Origin of the sequence: Flavobacterium macrobrachii, assembly GCF_014486675.1 — a bacterium.
GTDB classification, from domain to species: Bacteria; Bacteroidota; Bacteroidia; order Flavobacteriales; family Flavobacteriaceae; genus Flavobacterium; species Flavobacterium macrobrachii.
On record NZ_JACTAC010000098.1, the window covers coordinates 1 to 8,617 of the forward strand.

The following is an 8,617-nucleotide window of genomic DNA, read 5'->3' on the forward strand; positions in this document are numbered from 1 at the left end:
ATTGTACGTTCGTTTTTTTACCATTCTCTCCATTCTTGTGTCATATCAAAACCATTCTCAAGTTCAAAACCTGTTGCTATTATGCATTCATCAATAAATTTACATAATTCTTCTCGTTCCGTAGTCTCAATAAAATAATCTAATTTTTCGTTAAGTTTATTTAATGAGAGAACATTTTTTTTGACTGAATTGTATATGCTTTTTGAGTTTCTTTTTAACACAGCATCTTTTAAATTTTCAATATAAATATCTAACTGTTTTGAAGTCGCTGAAATGTTTTCGTTATTAAAAATATCATCACCTTCTAACATTCTTTGTTCCCATTGAAATGTTGGCTTTTTGCTTTTTAATGCATCTAATAAAGTTAAGTTTTCTGATTTAAGATTTTTGTCTTGTATTTTGAAAGATTTTTGAAGTTCAATTTTACTTAGTTCAGACTTTTCAAATAGCTTGAAAACTAAATATATCAATTTGTCATTTAAACTAAAATATGTTAAAACATAAAACTTATCAAAGTTAAATTGATAATATACAGAATCCTCTAATTTGGTTATTTTTGATGAACTTACATTAAGTTTCTTTTTTACATCTTCATAACCATCTTCAAGTGTTAAATTATAAGGAAGTTCAGATGGAAATTTTGGATTCCCATAAAAATCTCCAATTGTGAATCCAATAAAAAAACTTTCTTCTTTTGTTTCTGTAAATATTTCTTTAGGTATAAAATAATCATGCTTAAACAAATTTACAGATTTGAATAATAAAGATGCAGTACATTTAGAATTAATACATTCTTTGTCACCAATAAAAATTTCCGTTTTATCAAAGTTATTTGATTTGATAAAGTTTTTTACTTTTTCATTTTTCTCTGATAATCCCCAAAAATCTAATGTTTCTGAAATTTTCATTTCATTCTTTCCTTTGAATAAATTAAACATTTATAAATTTAAATTATTTTATGATTAATACTTTTTTGTTTTCGTTCCGCTAAAATGACGCCCAACTCATTTATAACCGCAATATACCAAAAAAATAATTTCATTTTACAAAAAACACAAATAACTGTAAATCAACAATAAAAACAACAACAAACGTTTACAAACGAAAGTAAACGACTAACAACCGAATAACGTTTTGCACTTGTCACAACTTTGCATCGTCGGAAGGAAACAATTTCAATAGCAATTTCAAAAATCAAATGCAATGACTTTGTGAATTTCAACAAAACAAAATATTTTAACAATAACATTTTAAATTTAAACGCCATGAATGCAATGAAAAACAAAGTACAATTAATTGGACACGTAGGACAAGAACCAGAAGTAAAAACTTTTGGAGAAGGAAAAAAAGTAGCTAACATAACTATCGCTACAAATGATTATTACACCAACGATAAAGGTGAAAAAGTAGAACAAACCGAATGGCATCGCGTTGTTGCTTGGGGAAAAGTTGCTGAACTTATTGAAAAATATGTAACAAAAGGCAAAGAGATTGCCATTGAAGGCAAACTAACGCATAGAAGTTATGACGATAAAGACGGAAACAAACGCTATGTTACCGAAGTTGTAGCCAATGATATTCTTTTGTTAGGAAAATAATTTCTAAAACGAGTAATCATGAATATCAAGGTATTTAATATTCGATTAAGCAAAGAACATTGTCAAAATGATTAAGCTAAAATGAATGAGTTTTTAGACTCAGTAGAAGTGAAGCTTACGTCAACTAATTTTGTAACAACTGGAACTATCGATTTTTGGTCGGCTGTAGTTTTCTACCAACCCAAAGTAGTGAAAACTCAGAAATCAGAAAATAGATTACAACTAGATGATTTAACAATCGATGAGCTTAAAACTTTCAAAGCCTTAAGAAGTTGGAGAAACGATTTAGCTGAAAAATTAAATTGGTCGGCTTTTAGAATTTGCCATAATTCTCATTTACTAGAAATAGCTAAAAAAAATCCAAAAACTTTTTCAGAATTAGAAAATATTTCAAGCTTTGGAAAAGCTAGAGCGGAAAAATATGGAGATGATATAATTTTAGTTTTAAATTCTTTCAAACAGATTTAAGTATTTATTAATTTATAGCGATAAAATTAATTTTTTATCGCTTTTTGTTTTTTTATTAAAAAAATTTAACTTAAAAATTGACAAGTTGTCAACACGAAAACGTTTTCGCCAGTATGTTTGTTTTTTTGATTTAATAACTTGATAATTATTTCTTTACATTTAAAAAAAAATTAAAACATGAAAAAACAAAATTACCTTTTTTGTTTACTGCTTTTTTTTGGGGTAAAGTTTTCTGTTTTTTCTCAAGTTGGAATTAATACCACAACTCCATTAAGTACTTTAGATATTAATGGAAATTTATCTTTAAAAACAGTAACTTTAAACGGAAATGGTACTGGAAATGGTGGAATAGCGGTTTTAATTGACGATGGTGTTTATATTTCCTTAAATCCACTTGCAACAGATGATAAATTTCAATTACCAAATCCAAACTTATTTCCAGGAAGGGTTTATATTATAAGAAATATTCAAGATGCAGTTACTGCTCAACTTGTTACAACAACAAATCTTTTGTTTCCTAAAAACTCTACAGTTGGAAGTTCACAGATATATATGTATGAAGGTAATTTAAGAACAATAATAGTGATTAGTGATGGACAAAATTGGACTTATATGAATTAAAAAATCCTTCAATTTTTGAAGGATTTATTTTTTAAAAAGGTCAAACATTGGGCAACGCGAGCATCGCTTGTTTTCACTTTTCTTATATTTTTCACAACATTTGGACTTGCAATTTTCAGCAACCTTGATTTTTTTTAAGGCTTCTTTCTTGTCCTTTTTCTTCTTATCTTTTTCTTTTTTGCTCAAAACAAACAAATTATATTTCGTTACAAATATAATTATTTTTAAGCAATCTAAATAAAAATATTAAATATTTTGGTTCAAAGAGATAGAACTTGTAACCACAATTTGTTGAATATCTCTATCAAACAAATACAATCCGCCACGATCTTCTCCAATTAAATTGATTTTATCCAAAATGGTTTTTGCTTGCGCTTCTTCTTCTATTTGTTCAGCAACATACCATTGCAAGAAATTGTGTGTAGAATAATCTTTTTCACCCAAAGTAATATGAACCAATTCGTTTATTGAATTCGAAACAAATAATTCGTGCTTATACAATTCTTCAAACATTTCTTTGAAAGTTCCAAACGTAGTTTTTGGTGCTTTTAGTTCCGTAATTTTTGCATGCGAACCTCTTTCGTTTACATATTTCACTAATTTCAGCATGTGCTGACGTTCTTCATCAGATTGTTTATACATAAATTGCGCAACACCTTCAAGTCCTTGTACTTCAGCCCAACATGCCATTGACAAATAGATTTGAGAAGATTCTGCTTCAATGCGAATTTGATTATTCAGCGCTTGTTCGATACTTTTTTGTAACATAATAATTCTTTTTTGGTAAAGTTAAGAAATTTATTCGTTCATCAATTCTTGTAATAAAGTTAAAAATTGCCCAACATGAAATCCGTCCATTAATCCGTGGTGAACATGAATTGCAATAGCCATTGATTTTTTGCCATTTTCATCAGTCATTTTACCGTATGATATTTTTGGACAACTATCAGGAAAAGTAAAACTTCGAGCATGAGAATAAGACGTAAAATCAATCCACGGAACTGCCGAAAAATGAATTAAATTGATGTCAAAATCTCGAGTAATTAATCCGGTTGTGTTTTGAATTCGTTCGATTTCTTTTTTAGTAATTTCGGCAAAAACTGTTACGTTTTCATCATATTTCATCAATGAAAAACCAAATGTTTTGTCTTCTCTAAGAATAGTTGCCGAAGCATCAATTTGATCAAAAATATAAACTTCATCATTAATAATTCGGTAACGAAATGGTTCCAAACTATTTACGGCAACCAGCGTTTTATGAAGATAGTAAGTAAAAAACGAAACGCCGAGTTGCTTTGCTTTTTCATACGCTTTGGTACAATCAATTCGGGTTGTCATACCAAAAAATGGTTCTTCCATTTGTTTAAAAAACAGGAAGTGTTCTTTTCTATTCCAAGTATCGAGGTTTAATTTTTGTTTCATCTTGCAATTTAAAATTTAAACCATTTTTAAGATTTAAACCATTAAGAGATTAAGAATCATTAAGTCTTAATCTCTTAATATTAGAAAATTAATTATGTACATTATTTTAATAAAATAGCTAAAACATCAATAATGTTTTCTAGCGATTTGAAGTTGTCGTGTTCTATTTCAAAATCAATTTTTTCGTATTCCCAAGTGGTATGATAAGCAACATGATAACCGTGTCCGCCAATATTTAAAACTGGTAAAACATCCGATTTTAAAGAGTTTCCAATCATGATAAAATTATCGGGTTTGATGTCCAAACGACCAAGCATTTTTTCATAATCCAATTCTTTTTTATCGCTCATCACTTCAATATGATGAAAATAATGTCCAATTCCAGAATCGTGTAATTTTCGGTGTTGGTCTTTCAAATCTCCTTTGGTCGCGACTACCAATTTGTATTTTCCTTTTAACTGCTGTAAAACATCTTCTACTTCGGGTAAAAGTTCAACCGGTTTTTGCAATAAATCTCTACCAATATCAATAATTTTTTGAATGCCTTGTCCCGATATTTGATGATTGGTTAATTCTAAAGCAGAGTCAATCATAGAAAGTGTAAACGCTTTAATTCCAAACCCATACAACGGAAGATTTTTCACTTGATGACTTAAAATCAATTGTAAAATCTCTTGCTTGGAAGTATAATCTGCAAATAGTTCACAGAATTTGGCTTGCGCTTCATCAAAATAAGGTTCGTTGTGCCAAAGTGTATCATCGGCATCGAAGGCTATTATTTTTGGGTTCATATATATTAATAAACTCCGTCAGAGTTCAAAACTCTGACGGAGTTATAATTTTTAAATTAACTAATCAACGCGCCATTAGAAACTCCATCAACATCCGGATTTACAAAAATCAATTTTCCATCAGGTAAATTCGTCATCAAAATCATTCCTTGACTTTCAACGCCACGCAATGCTCTTGGTGCTAAGTTTACTAAAACCGTAACTCGTTTACCAACTACTTCCTCTGGAGAAAAATGTTCTGCAATACCCGAAACTATGGTTCTTACATCGATGCCTGTATCAACTTTCAATACTAAAAGTTTGTTGGCTTTTGGCATTTTCTCAGCCTCGATAATGGTTCCAACACGTAAATCTAATTTTGAAAAATCTTCAAATGTTGACGTTTCTTTTTGTGCTTCAATCACGGCGTTTTCTGCTTTATTGGCAACTTTTGTAGCTTCCAGTTTATCTATTTGTTTTTGAATTTCGGCATCTTCTATTTGTGAAAACAGTATTTCTGCTTCACCAATTTTATGTCCTGCAGGAAGTAAATCGGTTTTTGAAGCAACATCATCCCATGTTGTAGAGACGTTACATTGTAACGTCTTTACTAATTTTGCAGAAGTAAACGGTAAAAATGGTTCGCACAAAATTTGTAAAGCAGCAGCAATTTGCAACGCCACATACATTTGAGTTTGTACACGTTCTGGATTTTCTTTTACCATTTTCCATGGTTCTTCATCAGCTAGATATTTGTTTCCTAAACGTGCAACATTCATTAATTCACCTTGCGCTTCACGGAAACGGTATCTTTCAATAGACGATGAAATTACCGCTGGATAAGCTTTTAATTCAGCTAAAGTTTGCTCGTCAACTTCTGTAAATTCATTTGGCGTTGGAACAATTCCGTCGTAATATTTGTTAGTTAAAACAACCACACGATTGATGAAATTTCCAAAAACAGCCGCTAATTCGTTATTATTTCTCGCCTGAAAATCCTTCCAAGTAAAGTCGTTATCCTTAGTTTCTGGAGCATTTGATGTCAATGCATAACGCAAAACATCTTGCTTTTCTGGAAAATCAATCAAATATTCGTGCAACCAAACTGCCCAATTTTTAGAAGTAGAAAGTTTGTTTCCTTCCAAATTCAAGAACTCATTTGCAGGAACATTATCGGGTAAAATAAAACTTCCTTCGGCTTTCAACATCGCCGGAAAAATAATGCAATGAAAAACAATATTGTCTTTACCAATAAAATGAACGAGTTTAGTATCTTCTTTTTTCCAGTAATCTTCCCAGTTTTTTCCTTCTCTTGCAGCCCATTCTTTTGTTGCCGAAATGTATCCAATTGGTGCGTCAAACCACACATAAAGTTTCTTTCCTTCTGCGCCTTCCACCGGAACGTCAATTCCCCAATCTAAATCGCGAGTTACTGCACGTGGTTTCAAACCGTCGTCCAACCACGATTTTACCTGACCTAAAACATTCGTTTTCCAATCTTTGGCATGATCTTCCAAAATCCATTTTTGTAAAGAATCTTGGTATCTGTCCAATGGCAAAAACCAGTGTTTTGTAGATTTTAAAATTGGTGTTTCGCCTGTAATCGTTGACTTTGGGTTTATTAAATCGGTCGCATTTAAAGTCGAACCACATTTTTCACACTGATCGCCATACGCTTCTTCGTTGCCGCATTTCGGACAAGTTCCAATCACAAATCTATCTGCCAAAAACTGATCGGCTTTAGCATCATACAATTGCTCGGTAATTTCTTCTATAAAATCGTTGTTATCATACAATTTCCTGAAAAATTCCTGCGCGGTATCGTGGTGAATTTTAGACGAAGTTCGCGAGTAATTATCAAACGAAATTCCAAAATCAATGAACGATTTTCTAATAATTCCGTCGTATTTATCAATTACTTCTTGCGGCGTAATACCTTCTTTTTTGGCTTTCATCGATATCGCAACGCCGTGTTCATCGCTACCACACATAAACGCCACATCTTTTCCTTGCAAACGCAAATAGCGCGCATAAATATCAGACGGAACATAAACACCAGCCAAATGACCAATGTGAATCGGACCATTTGTATAAGGCAAAGCTGCCGTAATTGTATATCTTTTTGGATTTTCTAACATTGTAATTTTCGTATATAATTTGCAAAAATAAGCAATTTATTTGGAGCTATTTCCTGCTATTCGTTCCAATCTTTTTATCCCGTTAAAAAAAACGAGATAAAAAGGATTTCCATTTCAATCTGGGCTAGAAATTGCAGAAAACAGAACAATAATTCTATATTTGTGCTACTATTTTATTAAAACCCAAAAGTGAAAAAGTCTATTCTCTATATTCTATTTTCTTTATTTTTTCATAATCTTCATTCACAAAAAAAGATGATTACACCACCATTTTTGCAAAAAGGCGATACCGTTGCCATCGTATCAACAGCTCGAAAAAACGTTGAAGACAATTTAAAACCAACCATTGACATGCTTGAAGGTTGGGGTTTGAAAGTAAAAATTGGCAAAACAATTGGTTTATTTCACCATCAACTAGCTGGAACAGATGAACAACGTGCCGAAGATTTTCAAGAACAATTGGACAATCCAAATATCAAAGCCATTTGGTGTATTCGTGGCGGTTATGGAACGGTTCGAATTATCGACAAACTCGATTTTACCAAATTCAAGCAAAATCCAAAATGGATTATTGGTTTTAGTGATGTAACCGTTTTGCACAGTCATTTAAACCGAATGGGTTTTCAATCCATACACGGCATTATGCCAGTAAGTGTGGCAAGAGCAACCGATGATGCCAAAAATTCACTTTGTACCGCTTTGTTTGGAGATAAACTCGAATACGAATTGGATTGCGATGCTTTAAATCATGTTGGTAAAGCCAAAGGCGAATTAGTTGGCGGCAATTTATCAATTTTATACAGTTTGTTGGGTTCAGAATCTGCCATTGACTGCGAAGACAAAATTCTTTTCATTGAAGATTTAGACGAATACATGTATCACATCGACCGAATGATGATGAACCTAAAACGAAACGGTTGTTTAAGCAGTTTAAAAGGAATCATCGTTGGTGGCATGACCGATATGAAAGATAACGAAATTCCATGGGGAAAAAATGCCTTGGAAATCATTGAAGAAACAATCAAAGGATTAAATATTCCTGTGATTTATAATTTTCCTGCTGGACATATTCGAGACAATCGCGCTCTGATTTTCGGGAAACAAATCACGATGGAAGTAACTGTAGAGAAAAGTAAAGTAACTTTTGAATAGACATTTTGATTTTTTAAAAATCTAAGAAGTCTAAAGTTCTAAAAAGTCTAACAATCTAAAAATGGCTGAACACAACGAACTAGGAAAACAAGGTGAAAAATTAGCTGTAGAATTTCTGCAAAAAAGTGGCTATGACATTTTGGAAACCAACTGGGTTTTTCAAAAAGCGGAAATCGATATTATTGCCCAAAAAGAAAATATCCTTGCCGTCGTTGAAGTAAAAACCCGATCGAGTATTGATTTTGGATTACCACAAGATTTTGTAAAACCCTCAAAAATCCAATTGTTGGTAAAAGCCGTAAATGAATATGTAATTTCAAATGACTTGGATGTTGAAATTCGATTTGATATTATTGCCATTCACAAAGAAGGAAAAAATTACAAAATCGAACACATAGATGATGCTTTCTATCATTTTTGATTGAACAATTCATAAAAAAATGAATAG

At 31.6% G+C, this 8,617-nt stretch carries 10 protein-coding genes; 5 read left to right on the top strand and 5 right to left on the bottom strand.

Features of this window, described 5'->3' with window-relative positions; genetic code table 11:
- Positions 1-17 precede the first annotated feature (17 nt).
- Positions 18-908 (bottom strand): hypothetical protein, encoded by an 891-nt coding sequence (locus tag IAI56_RS16150; RefSeq protein WP_204158698.1) that lies wholly within the window; start codon positions 906-908, stop codon positions 18-20.
- Between the two features lie 366 nt (positions 909-1,274).
- Here IAI56_RS16150 and IAI56_RS14595 point away from each other — a divergent pair, with 366 nt between their 5' ends.
- The 3 genes from IAI56_RS14595 (at position 1,275) to IAI56_RS14605 (ending at position 2,687) form a co-directional block, all read left to right on the top strand.
- Positions 1,275-1,598, top strand: coding sequence for a single-stranded DNA-binding protein (locus tag IAI56_RS14595; RefSeq protein ID WP_187658564.1), 324 nt, complete (start codon positions 1,275-1,277; stop codon positions 1,596-1,598).
- Positions 1,599-1,679: 81 nt separating this feature from the next.
- Positions 1,680-2,066: an HRDC domain-containing protein gene (locus tag IAI56_RS14600; RefSeq protein ID WP_187658565.1), complete on the top strand. Its 387-nt coding sequence runs from the start codon at positions 1,680-1,682 to the stop codon at positions 2,064-2,066.
- Positions 2,067-2,243: 177 nt separating this feature from the next.
- Complete coding sequence (locus IAI56_RS14605) at positions 2,244-2,687, top strand: hypothetical protein (protein WP_187658566.1); 444 nt, start codon at positions 2,244-2,246, stop codon at positions 2,685-2,687.
- Between the two features lie 246 nt (positions 2,688-2,933).
- On the opposite strand, the gene IAI56_RS14610 is transcribed toward IAI56_RS14605, so the two are convergent.
- The 4 genes from IAI56_RS14610 to metG form a co-directional block, all read right to left on the bottom strand.
- Positions 2,934-3,455, bottom strand: a complete 522-nt coding sequence (locus tag IAI56_RS14610) for a ferritin (RefSeq protein WP_187658567.1) — start codon at positions 3,453-3,455, stop codon at positions 2,934-2,936.
- Between the two features lie 30 nt (positions 3,456-3,485).
- Positions 3,486-4,109 carry a chloramphenicol acetyltransferase gene (locus tag IAI56_RS14615; RefSeq protein ID WP_187658568.1) on the bottom strand — a complete coding sequence of 208 codons (624 nt, stop codon included), beginning with the start codon at positions 4,107-4,109 and terminating at the stop codon, positions 3,486-3,488.
- A gap of 101 nt (positions 4,110-4,210) precedes the next feature.
- On the bottom strand, positions 4,211-4,900 hold the full coding sequence (locus IAI56_RS14620; protein ID WP_187658569.1) for an HAD family hydrolase: 690 nt from the start codon (positions 4,898-4,900) through the stop codon (positions 4,211-4,213).
- A gap of 56 nt (positions 4,901-4,956) precedes the next feature.
- On the bottom strand, positions 4,957-7,017 hold the full coding sequence (gene metG, locus IAI56_RS14625; RefSeq protein ID WP_187658570.1) for a methionine--tRNA ligase: 2,061 nt from the start codon (positions 7,015-7,017) through the stop codon (positions 4,957-4,959).
- Positions 7,018-7,272: 255 nt separating this feature from the next.
- Between metG and IAI56_RS14630 the strand changes: the two genes are divergently transcribed.
- Entirely contained in the window at positions 7,273-8,169 is an 897-nt protein-coding gene (locus IAI56_RS14630; protein ID WP_187658571.1) for a S66 peptidase family protein, read from the top strand.
- 61 nt (positions 8,170-8,230) lie between these two features.
- Complete coding sequence (locus IAI56_RS14635) at positions 8,231-8,590, top strand: YraN family protein (protein ID WP_187658572.1); 360 nt, start codon at positions 8,231-8,233, stop codon at positions 8,588-8,590.
- The last annotated feature ends 27 nt before the right edge of the window (positions 8,591-8,617 follow it).

Excerpts from the sequence above, each read along its gene's own strand:
- IAI56_RS14600 (WP_187658565.1), top strand. The coding sequence starts at position 1,680 with ATGAATGAGTTTTTAGACTCAGTAGAAGTGAAGCTTACGTCAACTAAT.
- IAI56_RS14615 (WP_187658568.1), bottom strand. The coding sequence starts at position 4,109 with ATGAAACAAAAATTAAACCTCGATACTTGGAATAGAAAAGAACACTTC.
- IAI56_RS16150 (WP_204158698.1), bottom strand. The coding sequence starts at position 908 with ATGAAAATTTCAGAAACATTAGATTTTTGGGGATTATCAGAGAAAAAT.
- IAI56_RS14610 (WP_187658567.1), bottom strand. The coding sequence starts at position 3,455 with ATGTTACAAAAAAGTATCGAACAAGCGCTGAATAATCAAATTCGCATT.
- IAI56_RS14605 (WP_187658566.1), top strand. The coding sequence starts at position 2,244 with ATGAAAAAACAAAATTACCTTTTTTGTTTACTGCTTTTTTTTGGGGTA.
- IAI56_RS14630 (WP_187658571.1), top strand. The coding sequence starts at position 7,273 with ATGATTACACCACCATTTTTGCAAAAAGGCGATACCGTTGCCATCGTA.
- metG (WP_187658570.1), bottom strand. The coding sequence starts at position 7,017 with ATGTTAGAAAATCCAAAAAGATATACAATTACGGCAGCTTTGCCTTAT.
- IAI56_RS14635 (WP_187658572.1), top strand. The coding sequence starts at position 8,231 with ATGGCTGAACACAACGAACTAGGAAAACAAGGTGAAAAATTAGCTGTA.
- IAI56_RS14620 (WP_187658569.1), bottom strand. The coding sequence starts at position 4,900 with ATGAACCCAAAAATAATAGCCTTCGATGCCGATGATACACTTTGGCAC.
- IAI56_RS14595 (WP_187658564.1), top strand. The coding sequence starts at position 1,275 with ATGAAAAACAAAGTACAATTAATTGGACACGTAGGACAAGAACCAGAA.